Raw genomic sequence first — 18,530 nt, 5'->3', positions numbered from 1 at the left:
CGCAGAGCAGGAACACTACTTCAAACGACAACCACTGACACTTGGGCTGGATTGACACTGTGAACGTAGCCCAAGATGCCCTCAGCGACCTGCGACGAGCTCGCTCCCGCATAAGCCAGACGGAAACGGTCGATCCTTTCCTTTGAGATGACCAATGAACCATGTGAGAGGTCTACATTGAAAGCAGTGACGGTCGGAGACGGCCCTTCAGTTTTTCCAATGCCCAGTGGCAGACCAGCATCATTTGAGAGCTGCGTGAGCTTCGCTGCTGCATCGGCAAGCAGGGCAGCATCGTTGGACGACAGAACAATGTCATCCATGTAGACACTGACCTTGAGATGCTTGGCGGACGCGCATTGACGGAGAAATCTCCCAACGCGACTTTGGTCCAGAGCCAGGGATGCCAAGATAGGAGACTGGACGTAGCCATACGGCAGCATCGTTTGGACGGTGCCTGGCCTAAAGACCACGCTGTTGCTGGCCATTTGCCGGGCGTCCGCGTAAGAGAAATAGCGCTTCAGGCAGCGTGTAACTCTCGTCTGATTGATCCTTCCGAAGAAGTCATCAAGATCGCACCGAAAGAAGTATTGATTTCCGACGTGCCGCCGAAGAGCAGCCACGTGCCCACCTTGGCGAAGATGGAAGTAGAACGGAGGGCGGGACCAAGCCTTTGCCACGGACGATCGAATCTTCTCGCCGGCAGCCTTTCCTATAGGCGGGGGGACAAACACCCAACGTCCGGGCTTTACCTCAAAGCGATGGTCCCACCTCTTCACGGGTAAACCTCTGATAGTTAGATGCCATGTTCAGGAGCGCTGCCAGGAAGCGGAGAAGTCCACCCCCGAACGACAGCAACCCATGAACTAGGCGGGTCTTACGAAATAGTTTCTTCATAAGATCTCTCCTCTATTCATAGCTCCGGCTTGCCTAGCGCAGGGCGCATGGACACTTAACCAACAGCGACACCGCATAGCGAACAGCGGCACACAGCAAGTCACATCGTGACGAATAGAGGGATAGGCGCATGTGTCCTATCGCCAGAGCGTCGCCAGTATAGTCGTGCACGATCATCCATTGGAAGCCTAGTGAGTAGGACTTTCACCGGCGGCGCTTCGTTTGACGAAGCTCAATATGGACGAAGTTTTAAACTTGCTGCGGCGCCGCATGCGCGCCCTATTCTTTCCGTGCTATAAGCGAAAGCGTGACGGCCGTCACAATGCGAGCCATTCAAATCAGGATGAGGACTATGACGAACAAGGTTGTTTTTGTCGCATTCGCAATCGAAGACGTCGCCATTCGGGACATGCTCAAGGGCCAGTCACTCAACACAAAGACACCCTTTGAATACATCGACATGTCGGTGAAGGAAGCCTACGACGAGGAATGGAAGAAAAAGGTTCGGACCCGAATCCGCCGCTCGGATGGCGTCTTGGTAGTGGTCTCCAAGAACTCCCTAAAATCCAGTGGCCAGAAATGGGAGATTGCCTGTGCCAAGGAAGAAGGCGTCCCCCTGAAGGGCATCTGGGCATACAAGGATGACCGGACAGAGCTGGAAGGGGTCAGCATCATGACCTGGACGTGGGCGAACATCGAGAACTGGATTGATTCGCTGTGACCCGCCGTGCACTCGTGGTGGGCGTGGATTTCTATCAGCACGTCTCCTTGCTGCATGGATGCGTCAACGACTCCTTCGCAGTTAAGGCAATGTTGGATCGCCACACAGACGGCTCACCTAACTTCGGCGTCAAGCACCTGACCGGCACCGGAGCTCATGATCCAGTGCTGCGGGAAGAACTGCGCAGCGCCGTTGAGGAGCTCTTCGCGGGAGAAGGTGAAGTCGCGTTGCTTTACTTCGCTGGACACGGCCACATTGAAGAAACCGGCGGCTACCTCTGCTCTTCGGAGGTTCGGAACGGCCACGACGGCGTTCCCCTGTCTGAGATCATGACCATGGCCAACAACTCCAGGATGGCAAATCGGGTCATCATTCTGGATAGTTGCCACAGCGGGGTGGCGGGTGGCAGTGCGATCAACCAAAAAGTTGCGGAAATCAACGACGGCGTGACGATTCTCACGGCGTCCACTGCGGAGCAATACGCATCTGAAGAAGATGGAGCAGGCGTGTTCACATCGCTTCTCGTTGACGCACTCGGCGGGGCGGCGTCAAACCTGGTCGGGGATGTTACGCCTGGCGGCGTGTATGCCCATGTTGATCAGTCATTAGGCCCTTGGGCGCAGCGCCCGGTCTTTAAGACAAACGTCAAGACCTTCGTATCTCTTCGCAAGGTCCAACCACCACTAGAACTTTCAGACCTCCGTAGGATTTCCGAACTTTTTGGTGCCAAAGGAGCTACCCTCCAGCTCGATCCATCATATGAGCCTGAGCGATCAACGGACTGGAACCGCGATCCTGATGGAATTCCCGCGCCCAATCCAGACAACACGGCGGTGTTTGCGATACTTCAGAAATACAATCGCGTCGGACTGCTGGTTCCAGAGGGAGCGCCGCACATGTGGCATGCCGCCATGGAGTCAAAATCCGTGCGTTTGACTGCGCTGGGCGAACACTACCGCGCACTGGCAGAAAAGGGGCGCATATGAGTTCTGTTGCCCCTGACGAGGTCGAAGGGCTTCTGAACAAGCTCGTGGATGAGCTCGCCTCCATCGAGCATGCCCGGTGGGCCCATTGGCAGGCTTATGTGCATGACCAAGGTGTGAGGCGGGAGGACGGTAGCCTCGTCCTTCCGGCCGAACTGGTGTCACGCTGGGACCGACAGATTGCCACGCCCTACGAGGACCTCTCATCGGACGAACAAGCCGCTGACCGCGACCAAGTGATGAAATATCTTCCGACGATAAAGCGGCGGCTTGCTGGAGGTTGATTAGCATGTGAGGGGCACTACATGCAGAGCCGATGCTTGCTATCTTCATTAGACTTGCGAGAGTGTTACTACCGCCATGGCCCGTATCCGTCCCGTCCGAGTCCTGATGCTTGCCTCGCTTGCAGCCATCTCCCTTGCAGGCTGCGCGGCAAGCAACCGGGTCGCGAGCCCTCCCATTGAAGGCCCTGTGCGTCTGGGAGAAATTGCGGCGGTTGATGGCCCCAGAGTGCGTCCCGACCGCGTCATCGAAGACAGCCGTTGCCCTGCCGACGTTCAATGCATCCAGGCGGGCCGGCTAGTCGTCAGGGCGACAGTGCTCGGTGGCGGCTGGTCCAAGGAGATTGACTTCACGCTGGGCGTCCCGGCCCCTGTAGCTGATGGGACGTTGACTCTTGTCGATGCTAAGCCCGTGCCCATCCGTGGGGAGACAGCCGCGTCCGCGGCCCGCTTCACCTTCGAGTTTCAAGGCGGCCGTTAGGTCTTCCGTCGAATGTGCCAAGGAGTCGGCCCACCAAGGCAGAGCCTAATTTCCATACGGGGGCCGTTGTCAGCGCTGGCGCACAGCCGATCGGCTTGAGCCTATAAGGCGAAGGATCAGAGGTGAGATCGTCCAGTCGAGCGGCGCGCCGCTATGGCGGGCCAGGGCAGCGCCAACTTTAGGGTGGTGCTCGTCCCAAGCCTTCAATACAACCTGGCCCCACTTCAGCGCGCATCCCCCGTATGCACCACTTCCGGATACCCTGACCTCTCCAATACGACGAACGTGGCGACAAGCCATCCGTAGTGGTCGCTCAAGACTCCGGCGATCCCCTCTTCGCTCTCACACTCGACCGTGCACTCGCGCGGCAGCTCTGGACTTTTCCCGTCCGTCTCCCACTCAATACGTCCTACGCGATAGATGCCCACTTGCTTCCGCCCCTCAGGTCCAGGTTGCTTACGTAGACAACAGGCCACAGCGGCAGAGGCCAGCACCGCTGGGGCGCCGGCCTCTGCCGCTGTTCTACTTCTTCGTCTTCTTGCCCCCGAGAATTGCCCCACCTTCAATCACTTGCCGGTCTTATGCTTGTGAGGCTTCAAACCAGGCGTATTTCCGGGGGTGTCCTTGTTGTCCCGTCGGCGCTTATCCGGCTCCCCAGTGGACGGAGCGATCGGCTTCGGGCCAGGTTTAATCGACATAGCTTGACTCCTTCAATGAGAGGGAACAGCCAGACAAAGCTGCTGCGTCACGCCGCCAATGTCAATACAAGCTAACAACCAAAAAATGTCGTTTATGCTGCGTTCATATTATTGTTAGGGAATATCATGCTTATTACCACATCGAATTTTTAAACAGTATGGTTATGACTATGGAACGGCATAACCTTTAAGCAGTGAAACCCTTGCTACAGCTAGGTTTGGCCGGAACAAATAGATCGGATCTCAATACCAAGGAGTGACACTGCGCGACAGGCCCTTGGGTTTGCCTAAGGGAATAAAAAACCGCTCAATTTCGATTGACGTTTTTCCAGCCCGTCGTATCTGTACTTCCATTGTAAACAATGGAAGCAAAGCAGTGACTCAGCCCCCCACCGACCTCCTCAGCAACTTCATCAATTCACCTAGCGGAAGCCTGGTTCTTGACGGCCTCCAGATAGGCAGGGTCAAGTTTGGAAAGATAACCATCTCCGACAGGGAAGGAGCATTCAATGCTCAGGACCTTATCAACACGGTCTTGAACAAGACCGCCCGCATTCGGAGCGGGAAGCACGGCACACGCTACTCCGAGGCGCTGCCACCCGGTAGCCCTGCTCGCCTTTTGGCGGTCGAGATTGGAGATTTCTCGAAGCATCAGCAGCGGCGCAAATTGAAGTCCAACACCATCAAGGACTACGCCCGCACCCTGAACTTGCTGCTGCTGACGTGCGGCGATATACCCGTTTCGCGCATTGACCATACACACGTCGAGCGCTTGTGGGATCTCCTGCGCTGGGCTCCCTCTGCTTTGCTCCAGGATGAAAAGCTTCGCGCGATGACCGTAGACGAGGTGATCGCCCTGGGGCAAGCCAACGGAGTGCAAGGGGTATCAGAGGCCACGCTCAGTAAACACAACCTTTGCCTGAACAACTTCTTCCTGCGCCTGGTGGCCACCCGCGCCATTCCCGGCAATCCTATGGTGGCCATGGGGAAGATCAAAAAGAACTTGGTGATCGACCCTAAACGTGGCAAGAAAGCCGAGCGCTTCTTGGAGGAGTCCGAGCTTCAGAAGATCTTCGAGCCAGAGACGTTCCTCACTTGGGCAAAGAAATGGCCCCACCGCTGGTGGATCCCCATCTTGGCTCTCTACAGCGGCGCGCGTGTCAACGAGCTCGCACAACTCAAGGTCCACGACATCGTCAACGAAGACGGCGTGTGGTGTATCGCCATCCAACTCACGGTGGACGACGACTTGGCGGATAACGAGCACTTCAAAACACGCCAGACGGTCAAAGGTGCTTCGGCCCTACGACGCATCCCAATACACCAAGCGGTCCTGGAAGCTGGATTTATCGACTTCGTCGAAGATATCAAAGCCTGCGGTCACCCTAGGCTGTTCCCAAACTTGTCTGCCGGGACGTGTGACGCCTCGGGTGAGACGAGCGCTAGATACAGCCAAGGCTTGGTGATCCAGTTCAGTGCCTACCTAAAGAAGCTTGGCTTCGGAAAGGGGCTCGGGTTCCACGCCTTTCGTCACACTCTTGCGTCCAAGCTCAAGCATGCTCTCGTCCCCCAAGAAGACATCGCCGCAATCACTGGTCACTCGGAGAACAAGCGCTTCCCTGTCTTGAATCTCTACCAAACAACTGAGAACCCCGAGGTAAGGACGCGCCAAGTGGCCGCGCTGCAGCGATACAGCCCGCCGGTGGTGCTGCCAAAATACGAGCGGGGCCAGTTCAAGAAGCAGCTGGGCAAGGAAGCGAAGTTCTATCCTTGACGGGTGCTAAGCGGGGGACTCGTAGGTATTCTAAGCCGGACGCTGCTGCCACTTTGCTCATATGCGCCAACGGATCGAAGGATGGAAGTCAATCTACGATACAAATGAAAATGCGATTACCAAGGCGCTTTCCAAGCTGGCATGGGAACTTACTGCCTTCACCTGCATCGTCGAGATGGTCCGTCAGGCGCCGTATGAGGGCCAAGGCGAACGTCTCAACGGGATGGTCTGGAAATATTGGTGATGGCTGCGCGTTACCCAAACGCCCCCGTGCGGCCCGATCCCCTCTTCGCCGCGCCAGGGATCAGCACGGGCCCGTCAATGAGGGGAGGCCGTAGACGAACGCTGACCGTCGGCAGACGGCTAGGAAACCTCGTCTGCATGGTCATGACACTCGCGGACCTACGTGAATAGCCGCCTGCCCGCGGCGCATTGACTAATGAGAAAATAGAGCTAGTGTCCGCCATCCCAGCCAGATGGCCGCATCGTGAATATCCCTCGCCTCGATGAAACCAAAGCATATTTCTTGCAATACAACTTAAGAATTCTCCACGAGACACGTGGCTCAAGGCATGGCTGGCTTGTTTCCGGAGCAGATCTCCCACTGGACGGTCGTTGGTTCTCCTCACTGGGTGAACTTTGGCTTGAATGGATGGACTATGCCGCAGAACGACTGCAGATTGAGAAAAAGGTCGAACGCTTCATGGCGGCCTACACGGCCGGTGACGCTGCACGCCGAGCCGAGCTGACCTTGGCCCTGGACAGATCCTCGAAAAGCAGTAGCGAATTGATCGCAGAGATGTTTGCGGGCCTTCCAGCCCCTTCCACTGATCAACTAGGCTCAGACTGGCAACTAGCCTTTGATCAAGTCTGGGAAAGTCGAGACGCAGGGTTCTGTTTCGCGGCTCGAGTTGAGACGGCCTTGAAGAAACTACACGACGGCTTCCGAACCTAGGCATACTTGTGGCTCTCTGCACTGGAGATCCACACGTGTCCCGCCTATCACTCCTCGAAGCCTCCCTTGAGGCCGCACTTGAAACGCTGACCACGCTGTGCAGGGCAAACACCGAGTATGAGGAGACTTTCACGGGAGCCTTCATGGGTGCAATCGCTGCATCGGGCAACTTGCTGCAACAGTTTGGATTTGAGAGCAGATGCAGCCCGATCTGGTGGGGATCTTACAGCAAGCACCGAGGTCCAGATACGAAGCTAACCGAGTCTGGAAGCGGCGCGGATTTTGCCCTGTGCCTTCTGCCGGCAGAAGGCCCTGCGCGCCTGATAATTTTTCAAGCGAAGCGAGCAACCATACCGAAGAAGGATGCCGGGGGCCCAGCGAACTTGTATGCAGATCTCCACCGCTTACCGGAGAATCTAGAGGATGGAACAGAGCGTGATCCACAGATCTTCATGTTGGCGGAGACCGGGAGAAGGCTTTCCGCTCTAAGCAAGCTTGAGCCCTATGTCGCGAGAGAATCAAAAGACGTTCTTAAGGCACTTGAGGAGTCCGGCGCAGACCTCGAGGCTGTCAGCGGGCTGAGTGATCTCAGTTGGATTCACTACCTTATTTACACCAAAGACGAGCCTGTCTGCGTTCCACTTAGCAAGCTGGCTGAATATTACAAAAAGGAACTTGGTCGCTCTCGCTCCATCACAAGGTATAACCTTCCAGGCGATTCAACTAAAACCCTTCCTCTTCTTAAAGGGGGGCTTGACCCTAGCCATGCAGGGTGGTTGACCATCGATGCCGACACTGTCGTCAACGAGCTGCCCAAGCTTGCGCCGCTAATGCCTGTGGTGGTGGGTGATTCAAACGGGACGCATGGACTTCTTCTTCAAGAGAAATATTGCTTCTCCCAGGTGGGGATGCCGTCGTCCATACGGACGCTGGCGTTGCGTGCAGAGATCAGGCAGCTCCGGAAGGCAGCCGCCGCAAATAGTCCCTCGGCTAAGCCAAAGCCTAAGGGCACAGAAACGACTCCAAAATAGCTATTGCTGATGGGCGAGGCACGGCATCTCACGAAGTAGCTCAGCTGCTCGCCGACATAGCTCGACCGTCGACCTCACAATCGGTTCGCGTATTGGTTGGAAGAGTCTTGGCCTTCGCTCCTACTCAGTGGGAATGCCCGTGCGCTCCCACGCCCGCTTCGCCCATCCAAGGACGATTGCGGACACGACGATGACCGGCAGGCCCCACAGGAAGGCAAGGTAGAAGGCTGCAGTAGCGACCTCTCCGTAGACCTTGTGCTCCGCGAACCTCATCCCGAGACCGGCACAGGCAACGACGATCGCCAGCCCCACCCCTGCACCCAAAAGTGCGCCTTTGAAGAACCCTGCCTTGCGGGGGGACGGGATTCGCCCGGTCCTGACGTGCCACGCCCACAGTCGCTGGGCTCGAAGGTGCAGCATCAGGCAGAAGACCAAGAAGCCAAAGATGGCCGCTCCGCCGCCGCAGTAGACCAAGCCCATCAGATGACCGGTCTGAAGGGCGTCGAGCCCTGCTCCCAACAGCAGCAGGCCGATGGGGCCCAAGATGGTGGACGGCAGAATCAAGTTGGCTGGCCCTGTCGGAGCATAGAGCCGAGGATGCGTCGGGTGATGACTCATATCTCTTCCTGTGTTGATTGCAAGGAAACCACGGCCGCTCAGCGGCCGTGTGTGGCGGTGTAGAGCGGCGGCCCTAGCCTGCTGCAGTTCCTTCATCTGTCACTTCGAAGACATCCCAGCTCTCACCAGATGGCCGAAAGCGCATTCGAAGGTTCAAGTGCATTTCCTTGGGCTCAGGCGTTGTGGCCTGGCCCCCGACCGAGCCTTGAGCATCGACAGCGCCCGTCACCCGGCACTCCTGGTCACCGTTCGGCCTCCCTTCGCAGTACAGCTTCAGTCCACTCGCCTCCTTTACCTCCAGACGCCACGACCGCTGCAAGGTCGCCTGTTGTCCTTGGTCGGTGTAGAACCGCTCGACCGCCTTAACCGCGTCTTCCTTGCCGGGACCATGCGCTCCACTGCATGCCGAAAGCAGCAACGGAACGAGGCAAACCGACATCCAGCCCATCTTCTGCGCGCACATCACGAGTCCCCTTCCTTGTTCTTGGTCAGATCGACACCGATCAGTTCATTGCGGTAGCCCACCTGCACCCGCTCCACTTCGACCTCGGCTCGGGGGCCAGCCTGGTCAACCCAAACGCGTCTCACGGAGAAGATGACCAAGTCGTCCTTGGCATCCCTTCCCTGTCGGAAGAGACCCTGGGCCTCGCTCTCGCTCATGCGAATCGGAAGGTGGTATCGCCCTGCGTGCTGCGGCGTCCAGCTTGTCCGCTCGCTTCGAGCGCTGCTCGGCCGGAACCCGTCGCCGGTGACCCCGCTGACCTGGAACCCGTTGATCCAAGGAATGGGGACATAAATGTCCAACGTTCCACGGGCACGGTCATACGTTGGATGCGGGTCAATGTTTGGACGAAGAGCGAACCGTTGAGTGCTGCGGAAGCGCTCTGCTCGAGCATCAAACGCCGGTCCGTATTTGCGCTCGATCGCCTCGGTCTGTTGGGGCGTAATCCCGTTAGGGCCATGCTGCTTCGTATCGATCAGCCATTCCGCATAGAGGCACTGTTCCCGCTCAGACCTGGACAAGCGGTAGCTAGACCGTGTCATCGCGATGAGCTGGGCATCGCACGTCCGTGCCCCACCCGCCCCCGTTGACGCCAGCCCAGCACGGACATGCTGCGCACCGGCCAGGGTGTCCTCGTCTTGATCCCAGTAGGTTCCTGCAGGATCCCGGTAAGGGCTCTTGCTCGCCTGGGCCGACGCCTGGGGCCCGTTTGTAATCGCTCGACCGATCTGCCGAAGGAGATTTCCCCCGTCCTGTGCCTGCACCGCCATGCTTGCGGCCAGAGCGAAAGCGCCCGTGACCGCCGCCCACTGCTTCTTCATGCCCCGCTCCTTTGGGTTGCGACAAACTTACGTGTCGCGTAGAGTCTACCCGTGGCGTAAGGGTTCAGTCATCCTGTCGGCATGCCTGCATTGCATCCGTTCAGTCTGTGAAGCCCGCCACTCCCGCCCCACGGGACGTCGTGGCTGCGCGCCTGCGCCAAGCCCGAGAGATCCGTGGCATGAGTCAGCGCGAGGTAGGAGTGCGGATGGGCCTGGACAAAATCACAGCGTCGGCCCGGATCTCTCGATACGAGTCGGCGTCGATGTCCATAAGTCTTGAAGCCCTGTTCGAGCTGGCTGAGGCCCTCGAAGTCCCGCCGGCCTTCCTGTTGGCCAGCACCCCTGGGATGGCGGACGCTATCTTGGCGCTGGGTGAGCAGTCTCAGAGTAAGCAAGATCAGTTAGCGAAGGTGCTGGTGTCGCTGTCCAAGATGGAGCCCAAGGCTCGGGCGGAGTGGGTCCACAGCCTCCTGCCCCCAAACTCCCAGGATTAGAGGCGCTCGTCGCCATCCTTGGGCTGATTTTTCTACTGAACCCCGTGCTATACAGGCAGCTGGCAAGGAGGCCTAGGGGGGCCTGAATATGGGACTTTATCTGCGCAAGAGCGTGACGGTTGGACCACTACGGTTCAACCTGTCCAAGGGTGGCGTCGGCGTATCGGCTGGCGTCAAGGGACTTCGGGTCGGAACCGGTCCCAGAGGCAACTACGTGCATATGGGAGCCGGCGGCATCTATTACAGGGCCACCATCCCTTCAGCATCCCCACATCTTCGCGCATCAACGCCTACCGGCGCCGGCCGCCCAGTGTTCGGCACCCCACCTGCCATTCCTCCACTGCATCAGCCGCCAAGCATCTCGCACACGCATGGTCCGATGGTGGACATCAATTCGGCAGATGCGACCACGATTGTCGACTCGTCATCCCAGGCATTGCTAGACGAGCTCAATGCAAAGAAACAGAAGTGGCGCCTCTGGCCTGGCATCGCGGCTCTCTCAGTGGTGGTCTTTCTGATAGCCGCAGCCAACCAAGCCCCAAACTGGGCGCTCGTCGTGCTGGCCATCTTGGGCGGTGGAGGCATCGTTGTGACGCATCTGAAGGACCAGCTACGGAAGACCGTGGTTCTCATGTATGAGCTAGACGAGCCGATGGAGCAGGCATTGGAGGCGCTCCATGCCGGGGCAAGCGCGCTTGCGTCCGCCAGCGCCGCTTGGCATGTGGCCTCCCATGCCAGGGTCTTTGATCAGAAATACCACGCCGGAGCCGGGACGGTGGTTGACCGGAAGCTGACGCGATTCATCAAGGCGCCGCCCCCGTTTGTTGAAACCAACATCCAGACGTTCGCGGTCAACGTCGGCGCGCAAACGCTTCACTTTTTCCCAGACCGAGTCTTGATCTACGACTCCAATGGGGTGGGAGCTGTCAGTTACCAAGGACTGCAGGTGTTGGTTTCTTCTAAGCAGTTCGTTGAGCAGGAAGCCGTGCCGAACGATGCGACGGTGATTGGCCGGACTTGGCGCTATGTCAACAAGAATGGCGGGCCTGACAGGCGTTTCAAAGACAACAGGGAGATTCCCGTCTGCCAATACGAGCAAGTCGCCCTGCGTAGCGATACCGGTCTGAATGAATTACTCCAGGTATCACGTCTGGGCGCCGCTGCGGACTTCGCGTCAGCCATAGCACGCCTGTCCCGCATCATGCCCAAAGAGTTGCTCTGAACGAGGCTAGGTCTGAAAAGACTACTTTCAAATCACACCAGCGGCCATTGCGTCCGCCGTTTGCTGAGAGAGATCGTCGACCGCGGCACGCATCGCTTCCTCCAACGATCTACGGCGAGCCATCGCCGCCTGTCGCATCTGCAGGATGGCCAGGCGGCCAGCCGCAAGGTCTGCCTCAATCTGAGCCCTTCGTGCTTGAATCGTCCGATCCAAGTCCGCGACCTGCCGAGGATCAATTGATGAGTTCGGGTTGAATTGGAAACGTGCTTCTTTTTCCTGTCGCCACTTCATCACCCGGTCGCTCAGCGCAGGGCCAAAGCCGGGAACATTCAAGACCGCATTGCGATTGATATCGGCAGCAGTCTCGATGCCAAACGACTCCAACATGGCCTTCTTCGCCGCGCCGACCCCGGGAATGGTCGCCTGCTCGATCTCGAACTGGTCTAAGAACTGCTTCAAAGCACTTTGCCTTCGGTTGTTGAAAAGCGCGTTGTAGCGTCTCTCGCGCTCGGCCTGCAACCCGGCATGCTCATCCTTCAGCGGTCGGAGCTGATTCTGCTTCGCCTGAAGCTGAGAGTCTCCTTGCTCCTGCTTCCATCGAGCTGAGAGGCCGTCGTATTGAGCCTTTGCCTTCTGGTAGCCCGCTGTAAGGGGTGCCAAATCCGAGCGGCCGCGGCTGTTGACCCAGGCGCCGAGCGCCCACCCTAGACCAGCCCACACGGGCGCTAGCACTGCAGACACCGCGATACCCAGCACAGCGATTAGCAGTCCCACCAGCACCCCAGTAGCGTTCCAGAAGGTGCGTCGACTACCCAGTGCCTTCATATGGGGAGCGGGCGGCACGGGCTTCACTTGCGGAATCGCCTGCATCGGCGGCAACGCCGCCATGGTGATCTCTCGCCATACCGCATCCAGGTTGAAAGGACCGGAGGCCAGTCTGGGGATGACCACCGCAGCCCCGCCAAAGAGCGCGATGCCCGCGCGCTCAATCGGACACCAGGGACACTCGGCCAGCCCATTGAAATAGAAGTGGGACGGTCTGGAAGAACACCGCTTGAAATGTTGCTCCAGCTTCGTCAAAGCTTGAACCCAATCTTCTGCCTTGGGCCGCCCTCCCGGCTTGGCCCCCTCAGTGCCGAAGGCCCTTTCCCACAGATCTGAAACCCAAGGCGACGCGGCAGCCGGCGATGCGCTCAGCGGCGGAGGACTCATACGGGTTCGAGCAGTGTCCCTCCCGTAGGCGTAGCGGAACTCGGGGATTGCCTTCTCGATTGGCATGTCCCCCGGCCCACTGTATCGGCCCGCAAAGGGATGCCGACCGTTCATGAGCATCTGAAAAATCAGGACAGCTAGGCCGAAGTTGTCGTGGTTGGCGGTCCGCGTGACTTGTTTGAAGGCCTTTCCGTGGAGCTCGGGCGGCGTAAAGTCTTGGACGCCGACCTCACATAGGAAGGTGCGCCCTTGGTGCGAAATCTGGAAACTGTCTGTATCGATCAGCTTCACCGTGGCATCCGGCGATACCCGAACGCCACCGTGATTGACGTCCCCGACCAAGTGCCCCGCCTGGTGGAGGACCGAGAACGCCCGCGCCGTGTTCAACGCAGCGCGAACGACCAGCCTCCAGTCGGCCTGCGGGAAGTCCGCAAGACGGCTCTTGGGGCTGTAGAGCTTATGAATGTCCTTCGACGTGCGAAGGTTGGCCATGACGAAGCCACAGACCTTGCCATCGGATTGCCGCAGCACGTCAGTGGGCCAGGCCGTGAGCTGATCCAGCGCTGCGGTCCGGACGGCAGCCATGGCCACCAGCTTGTCCGCTCTCTCAGTGCTGATCGCCGCCAAGTAGATCTTGGCCGCCGAGTCTGGCCGCCCCTCAACCTCGAAAACCGTTCCCTCGCCACCTTTGCCCAGCTGCTTTCCCAGCCGGACCGGACCGGATTTGCCAATCAGCACAGGCGATGCCACTTAGGCGTCCTCTGCAGGCGCGTGTGCGTCGGGCAGTTTCGCTAGGCGACTGGCGAGCAGCAGCGTCTTGTCGTCGTCCGTCCGCTCGCAGATCAAGGGCGAGGAAAGATAGGCCTCCAGCTTGGAGGACAACTCCTCGCTGTAGCCCGGCCCATCCAGCGCGCGAACGGGTGCAAATATTTTGTCGAAGAAAGGCGAATGAACGCTCTGTGTCGCTTGGTGAAGCACCAAGGCTTCGATGCCGTCAGTGAATACCGCGACCTCATCCACAGCGCCAGCATTGCAAGAGAACTCCGCATTCAGCACGGCAATTGGGTCAGTGACGAAAACCGTCGTGTTGATGTATTCCCCGTGCTGCGGCCAGAAGACATACGTCCAGTCGTCGCCACGAGGGCGAATGACGATGGCACCGTCGCCCACCTGGAAAAAGCATGCGTGCGTCGGAGAGACAATGGCCGCTACCAGCGTGCAGGCATACTCCCTGACCTCCAATCCGTCGCCTGCGGCCCTGTGGCCAATGCGGGCCGCAACGCCGGCGAGCCAGTTCAAGACCACGTCTCGCGTTAGCTCTCCGACGCCATGCCCGTCCTCAAGGTGATTGCGCACACAGTCTCGAATCTCTGCCGTCGCCAACTTCGCACCTGTTTCTGATTGCGAGGCGCTACCTGCACCATCGGACGCCACCAGGAGCACAGCGCCGTGCTCTGGGAAGAACTCCTGCTCATAGGCGTCCTGGCACTCCGTCCCAAACTTGATGTGGGACGTGCCAATGGAAGAAGCCGCGACGACGCGCCAGTCCTGCAGATCCATTACACGCTGGCCCAGCCGTCCGGGGCAGTGGGATTCACCAAAGGCACATTGTCGCCCGGAGTCGAACGGGACACTGCACCCATGGAGTTGGACAGCCACTTGAAGAGTTCCTTGAACTGGAGCCCCTTAAGGTTCAGCGGCGCACGCGTGGAAATCTGGCTGAGGATTTCCATGTCCGCCCCCTTCACGCCAACTGCGAAGAACTGGAAGTTCTTCGTTGCCTCACCTTCTCGGACCAAGGCTGCGGCGCGTTGCCAGGAGTCAGTCGGCGCTCCATCGGTAATGAGGAACACCCAAGGCCGGTAGTAGGAGACGCCATTGGCCTTGTAGATCTCCTTGCGCTGCCGAACCATCTCCAAACCTTGCTCGATCGCCGCGCCCATCGGGGTATCCCCAGTGCACGACAACACGGGGGGATAGAAGCTGTCTGCGGTGACGAAATCGGTGATGGTCTGGACTGGCCCAAACGTGACAATGGCCACCTCAACTCGCTTGGCAGCGAGCGAGTCCGAGTTAAGCTCTTCCTGGAACTGCAGCAGCCCTGCATTGAGCTCCTCGATCGGCTTACCACCCATCGATCCCGAGGTATCCAACAACAGCAAGCAGGCGCAACGATTCTCGGGGTTCTCGGCAAAATCGCTGGCACCAAAAGGCACCTGTTCAAAATCCTTCATTACGCTGGATCTCCCTGTCCACGGCTTGAAGGAACATCATAGCTCCGCCTTTCAACCCAATCTATGATGGGCCATGGTCACCCACTCTAATTCCTCTTCATTGCCAGCCTGGGCCCCGCAGGGAATCGCAGACTGGGCTCCCTTGGCCGTGTCTGCCGGCATAATCCTCATTATGACGACGGTGCTTATGACCCGTGTCGGTGGCGATGCAAAACCCGTGCCAGACGGGAACGCTAAAGATGGAAGCGTGGAGGGAGCCTCGGCACTGCCGCTGTTGAGTTCGGGAACGCCCGCCCTATCTACCGAGCGTGCAGGCAGCCTTCGTCTGGTGCCCACCGATCGACTGCCGCCGGCAAAGCAGTCGGTCCAGACCGATGCTCAATGCCCTCGCCCTACGCTCCCCAGCCTTTCGGCTCAGGCAAAAGTGGCCATCACGGCGGGCTGGCACGTCAGTGCGGACACCGTGGTCAACGGTTTTCAGTTCGTCCTGGTAGACGCAGGGGTGGAGAAGGGTTCCGCCGGCTGCGCGGCCATTGGAGCCAGCGCCCTGGTGTTCAACGCCCATGGCCTCATCGCCATCGCCTACGACCGAAACGCCAAGCAATCGTCGAGGCTCAGCTCACTTACCGTCCCTCAACCAGGCGTCGTCCGGCTTTTATCTCTGAAGGGGCCTCTAGCGGAGCTGAGTGTCACCGACCAGCAAATCGGCCTTAGGCCTTTGGCCACGAGCAAGCGAAACCGATCGTCGCGGTGATGGCTGGCTTCGCTCACTACTCGCCACAGCAGTGGGAAGCACTCCCTCATTTAGAAGACGGTGCGGGTGCTTTCCTCAGCCGGGGGAAGCCGTGCGTCTAAGTCCCTAGATCGCTGTGCAGAGCGCTCCTGAACCAAGCGCGCGGCAAGCTCGCTCAATGCTTGTTCCATTTGTTGAGCAAAGACATTCCGCTCATCGCTGGTGACCCACGGGAGGCGCAGCGCCTCGTTTAGCGTGGCATCAAAAATGTTTCCAGCTTCCAAGGCGGCGTTGAGCGTTCCCTCAGGGGCAGTCAGGACATGGCCGAGCACGCACCCATCTGCTACCGCCCATTGATGGACGTTCTCCAAGCATTCGTTCACTGTCTCGAGGGCAAGAACTCGGCCGGCCTTCTTCGTCATTCGAGCGACTTGCTCTCGTAAAGATTGAAGCTCGAGCTCCATTTCGAGCTCCCTAGCCCGCTGCCGCACGCGCTCCAGCTCATCCACGAGCCGCCGTTCTTTGACCGTCCTCCCCGTTCGGGCCGACTGCCAATCTTCCAGGTCGACGAATAAATAACGGACGTGCTGGTTGGCTCCGCCTTCGTTGTCCCCTGCCCCTTTTTGAAATGGGGGGCCCAATGGCGGCGTCCGCCTCCGCCACTGCCCGAGCGTGTCCACGTGGATGCCCAGGAATCTAGCCGCTGCCTTGCTGCTCACGGATGGGGTCACGCCGGCTTTCGCACGTTCAAGCTCCCTGTCCAAGGCAGCATCGGCCAGCACGCGGTATTCCTCCTCGCTGCGAACCACCTCAATCATCCAGTGCGGTCCTTCGGTTCCTGGTAGCAAAGATAGTAACGGGTTCGTCGTTCACCTCGTCCAAGCGCACCCGGTCCGTCCCTTTGAGGCGATTCCATACCCTTGGGCTCATGGCGATCATACTTTCCTCGACCCGCGCCATGGCCTCCCGGAGCTTGGACCACTCTTGCTCGGTGTAGCGTTCGGAGACCGCAGCCATGCGGTCCGCCCCGACCCCGGGCGTGTGGTGGTGGAGCAGTTGCGAGACGATCCGGCTTTCGCCAAACAGCAACGATGCGTAGCGGCCGAGGGTTCGCCGAAAGTCGTGCGTGGTCAAGCCAATGTCGACCTCCGCCCTCAAGTCCACGAGCCCGGCATCCCGCCGGACGTTGGCCACGATGCTCTTACTGTCCGAGTAATGGCCTGTCTTGCTGCGATGGGACCTGGCAGGGAACACGAAGACCGACCGTGCCAGCGTGCGCCGCGTCCGCTCGACCTCTTCCTCCAACCTCACCAGCAACTCGTTGCGGGCTCCTTTGGTCTTACCCGCCTTCAGCAGCGCCTCGGCCTCGGCCAGCTTCTTCTGCGCGCTAACTGCATCAACGCGTTCATCGAACCGACGCTGCAGCACCTTCTCGGCGAAGTAAGTGACCGGCAGGTAGCGCTCCTCCCCGCTTTTGGTGTCGAACAAGTAGACCTGCGACCCGGCCCGGCGGGTATAGGGATTGACTTCGTCGAGCCCGGCCAGCGAGACCCAAGAAACCTCAGATTGCCTCAGCTCGCCAGGCGAGCAGCGGTCGAACCACCGAAGCTGCGCTGCCTCGCTGCGGCGAGTCCCCCACAGGAGGGTCAACAGCAGGTAATCCGCTCCCGTAGCGTTCAGCCCGCCCTGCTCGTCCCGGCGCGCCAAGATCACCTTCAGCACCCGAGGAAGCGTCTCGTCGCCCAGCGGGTTCCGCACCTCGGCTCGCTCGTAGTGCCGGCGGAGCTCCTGGGCGTCCCGAAGCATGTCGTCGTCGTGAATGACCTGGAACGGGTTGTAGCGCAGCACGGGCTCGCGCTGCTCCCTTGCAGCTGCCTTCCGCTCCCGCTTGAGCACCAGGTCAATCGCCCGCTTGGCGTCGGTGAACGAATGCTCGGTGGAAGCCCGCCCGGCAGCTTTGACCCGCTGCAGGTATCGACCGCTGATGCCCGAGGCCTCGAGTTGCTGCGTGGAGAGCTCCGCCCAGTCGGGCTGGTCGGCCAAGGCGGTTCGCATCGCCGTCGGGATCCGGTTGGATCGGACCATGGACGACCTCCGCAGGTTCTCGAAGGCTTCATGGATGTCCCGGTCCGTCAGCCGGAGAATGGCTTTGTCGGCCAGCCCAACTTCAGCACGCGCAAACCGAGCCAAACTGTCCTGGACGGCGCGCACGCTGGCCGGTTTGGCCTTCTTGTTTCGGACCTTCTTTTCAAGATCTTCGATGTAGGCGGCGAAGCATTCGGCCAGGGTGACCCCTTTGAGCTCAAGCAGGTGCTCGCTGCGGGCCTCCTGCCGAGACGGGTGCTCCCCGGTTTCCCGAACCACGGCCAGCTTCTGCCGGGCCAGCTCGTAGGCCTGCTCGGGCCCCATGTTGGCCACATTCCCCAGCGAGAACCGCCGAACCCCTGACGGCCCTCGAACCACGACCTCATACGTCGTCCGGGTGGTGCCAACGTAGAAGCCGAAGCCGGTCGGCGCTCCCTGGTTGCCATCCAGGACCCGATAGGGCTTCCCTGCTTCCGCTGCCGGGCGTGGAGAAATGATCGTCCGGGCCTGCGGACCCTCAGCGGGGCCTTTGGCCACGCTCAGTTCGCAGATTTGCCGGTAGGTCAGCTTAAACTTAGTGCCTCGGCGACGCGGGGCAGCCGCCTCCGTCGCAACAACCGTATCCATGGTCGATCCGCTGTGTGTCCGTCGCAACATCAGTTTGATCCCGTTTGAGTGACCGCCGCAACTGCGGCGCAACAAAGAACACCGTTACTTGCCGCCAGTGACCCGGATTGACCACTACATGCCGTAAGGACGCTTCTTGCAAACCACTGATTCCAATCCGAAAA

Annotated in this window: 19 protein-coding genes; 10 read left to right on the top strand and 9 right to left on the bottom strand. The window is 59.4% G+C overall.

The window, feature by feature from the left end:
- Positions 1-20: 20 nt before the first annotated feature.
- A complete protein-coding gene (locus ABE424_RS17300) occupies positions 21-677 on the bottom strand; it encodes a reverse transcriptase domain-containing protein (RefSeq protein WP_346492086.1) in 657 nt (218 codons plus the stop codon).
- Positions 678-1,246: 569 nt separating this feature from the next.
- On the opposite strand from ABE424_RS17300, the gene ABE424_RS17295 reads away from it, so the two are divergent.
- From ABE424_RS17295 to ABE424_RS17280, 4 genes are all read left to right on the top strand, one after another.
- Positions 1,247-1,615 carry a TIR domain-containing protein gene (locus tag ABE424_RS17295; RefSeq protein ID WP_314101016.1) on the top strand — a complete coding sequence of 123 codons (369 nt, stop codon included), beginning with the start codon at positions 1,247-1,249 and terminating at the stop codon, positions 1,613-1,615.
- Entirely contained in the window at positions 1,612-2,601 is a 990-nt protein-coding gene (locus tag ABE424_RS17290) for a caspase family protein (RefSeq protein WP_314101014.1), read from the top strand. Before ABE424_RS17295 ends, ABE424_RS17290 begins: the two co-directional genes overlap by 4 nt.
- Positions 2,598-2,882, top strand: coding sequence for a hypothetical protein (locus tag ABE424_RS17285; RefSeq protein ID WP_346492085.1), 285 nt, complete (start codon positions 2,598-2,600; stop codon positions 2,880-2,882). The genes ABE424_RS17290 and ABE424_RS17285 overlap by 4 nt, the downstream gene beginning before the upstream one ends.
- Positions 2,883-2,958: 76 nt before the next feature.
- Positions 2,959-3,360, top strand: coding sequence for a hypothetical protein (locus tag ABE424_RS17280; protein ID WP_346492084.1), 402 nt, complete (start codon positions 2,959-2,961; stop codon positions 3,358-3,360).
- A 224-nt stretch (positions 3,361-3,584) separates the two neighbouring features.
- On the opposite strand, the gene ABE424_RS17275 is transcribed toward ABE424_RS17280, so the two are convergent.
- On the bottom strand, positions 3,585-3,788 hold the full coding sequence (locus ABE424_RS17275; protein WP_346492083.1) for a hypothetical protein: 204 nt from the start codon (positions 3,786-3,788) through the stop codon (positions 3,585-3,587).
- 646 nt (positions 3,789-4,434) lie between these two features.
- On the opposite strand from ABE424_RS17275, the gene ABE424_RS17270 reads away from it, so the two are divergent.
- The 3 genes from ABE424_RS17270 (at position 4,435) to ABE424_RS17260 (ending at position 7,818) form a co-directional block, all read left to right on the top strand.
- Positions 4,435-5,832 (top strand): site-specific integrase, encoded by a 1,398-nt coding sequence (locus tag ABE424_RS17270; protein WP_346492082.1) that lies wholly within the window; start codon positions 4,435-4,437, stop codon positions 5,830-5,832.
- A 487-nt stretch (positions 5,833-6,319) separates the two neighbouring features.
- Positions 6,320-6,787, top strand: a complete 468-nt coding sequence (locus ABE424_RS17265; RefSeq protein ID WP_346492081.1) for a hypothetical protein — start codon at positions 6,320-6,322, stop codon at positions 6,785-6,787.
- A gap of 35 nt (positions 6,788-6,822) precedes the next feature.
- On the top strand, positions 6,823-7,818 hold the full coding sequence (locus ABE424_RS17260; protein ID WP_346492080.1) for a hypothetical protein: 996 nt from the start codon (positions 6,823-6,825) through the stop codon (positions 7,816-7,818).
- Positions 7,819-7,938: 120 nt separating this feature from the next.
- Here ABE424_RS17260 and ABE424_RS17255 read toward each other — a convergent pair whose 3' ends face one another.
- On the bottom strand, positions 7,939-8,436 hold the full coding sequence (locus ABE424_RS17255; protein ID WP_346501983.1) for a hypothetical protein: 498 nt from the start codon (positions 8,434-8,436) through the stop codon (positions 7,939-7,941).
- 462 nt (positions 8,437-8,898) lie between these two features.
- The gene (locus ABE424_RS17250) at positions 8,899-9,759 is read right to left on the bottom strand and encodes a hypothetical protein (protein WP_346492078.1); all 861 of its coding nucleotides are present in this window, start codon (positions 9,757-9,759) and stop codon (positions 8,899-8,901) included.
- A gap of 152 nt (positions 9,760-9,911) precedes the next feature.
- Between ABE424_RS17250 and ABE424_RS17245 the strand changes: the two genes are divergently transcribed.
- Together ABE424_RS17245 and ABE424_RS17240 are read left to right on the top strand one after the other, a co-directional pair.
- Positions 9,912-10,253, top strand: a complete 342-nt coding sequence (locus tag ABE424_RS17245; protein WP_346492110.1) for a helix-turn-helix transcriptional regulator — start codon at positions 9,912-9,914, stop codon at positions 10,251-10,253.
- 88 nt (positions 10,254-10,341) lie between these two features.
- Positions 10,342-11,475 carry a DUF4236 domain-containing protein gene (locus ABE424_RS17240; protein ID WP_346492077.1) on the top strand — a complete coding sequence of 378 codons (1,134 nt, stop codon included), beginning with the start codon at positions 10,342-10,344 and terminating at the stop codon, positions 11,473-11,475.
- A 27-nt stretch (positions 11,476-11,502) separates the two neighbouring features.
- On the opposite strand, the gene ABE424_RS17235 is transcribed toward ABE424_RS17240, so the two are convergent.
- Genes ABE424_RS17235 through ABE424_RS17225 form a run of 3 tightly spaced genes read right to left on the bottom strand, consistent with a single transcriptional unit; the run spans position 11,503 to position 14,921 of the window.
- On the bottom strand, positions 11,503-13,437 hold the full coding sequence (locus ABE424_RS17235; RefSeq protein ID WP_346492076.1) for a hypothetical protein: 1,935 nt from the start codon (positions 13,435-13,437) through the stop codon (positions 11,503-11,505).
- The gene (locus tag ABE424_RS17230) at positions 13,438-14,247 is read right to left on the bottom strand and encodes a PP2C family serine/threonine-protein phosphatase (protein WP_346492075.1); all 810 of its coding nucleotides are present in this window, start codon (positions 14,245-14,247) and stop codon (positions 13,438-13,440) included.
- Entirely contained in the window at positions 14,247-14,921 is a 675-nt protein-coding gene (locus ABE424_RS17225; protein ID WP_346492074.1) for a VWA domain-containing protein, read from the bottom strand. The genes ABE424_RS17230 and ABE424_RS17225 overlap by 1 nt, the downstream gene beginning before the upstream one ends.
- Before the next feature lie 172 nt (positions 14,922-15,093).
- Between ABE424_RS17225 and ABE424_RS17220 the strand changes: the two genes are divergently transcribed.
- The gene (locus tag ABE424_RS17220; protein ID WP_346492073.1) at positions 15,094-15,675 is read left to right on the top strand and encodes a hypothetical protein; all 582 of its coding nucleotides are present in this window, start codon (positions 15,094-15,096) and stop codon (positions 15,673-15,675) included.
- A 50-nt stretch (positions 15,676-15,725) separates the two neighbouring features.
- Here the strand turns inward: ABE424_RS17220 and ABE424_RS17215 are convergent, their stop codons facing one another.
- Positions 15,726-16,472: a nucleotide-binding protein gene (locus ABE424_RS17215; RefSeq protein WP_346492072.1), complete on the bottom strand. Its 747-nt coding sequence runs from the start codon at positions 16,470-16,472 to the stop codon at positions 15,726-15,728.
- Positions 16,465-18,366, bottom strand: coding sequence for an integrase (locus ABE424_RS17210; protein WP_346492071.1), 1,902 nt, complete (start codon positions 18,364-18,366; stop codon positions 16,465-16,467). The genes ABE424_RS17215 and ABE424_RS17210 overlap by 8 nt, the downstream gene beginning before the upstream one ends.
- Positions 18,367-18,530 lie beyond the last annotated feature (164 nt).

The organism is Stenotrophomonas sp. TWI1149 (assembly GCF_039673155.1).
GTDB classification, from domain to species: domain Bacteria; phylum Pseudomonadota; class Gammaproteobacteria; order Xanthomonadales; family Xanthomonadaceae; genus Stenotrophomonas; species Stenotrophomonas maltophilia_AA.
The sequence above is the reverse complement of the archived record's forward strand: the minus strand, read 5'-3'. Positions and strand labels throughout refer to the sequence as shown.